The sequence below is a fragment of the Salinimicrobium oceani genome (genome assembly GCF_012037645.1).
This window is the reverse complement of record NZ_JAAVJR010001281.1, coordinates 1-333: the sequence shown is the minus strand read 5'-3', so window position 1 is coordinate 333 and position 333 is coordinate 1. Positions and strand designations below refer to the sequence as shown.

The window sequence follows — 333 nt, the reverse complement described above, 5'->3', positions numbered from 1 at the left end:
CAAAAGTGAGTACGCTTATCTTGGAGAGAAAATGCGGAATTATGAAGGTTTTTATATTCAGAAACGTTCTTTAAGAGATTACCACACCGAAAACGGAGCCAGTTTACTGGGCTTTATTTCTGAAGTTAACCAGAGAAAGGTCAATGAAGATCCCTATTATCTTTCCGGAGATTTGATTGGAAATACCGGGATTGAAGGATATTACGAAGAACTTTTACGTGGGGTAAAAGGTGTAAAATATATTCAGAAGGACAGGTTTAACAGGGACATTGGAGCCTACAAAGGCGGAATTTATGATACCCTTCCAAAAAAGGGAAAAGATCTCACCATTAC

Annotated in this window: 1 pseudogene; it reads left to right on the top strand. The window is 38.1% G+C overall.

Annotation, left to right across the window (positions count from 1 at the left end):
* Positions 1–333: pseudogene (locus tag HC175_RS21840) on the top strand (penicillin-binding protein 2); the annotation flags it as partial.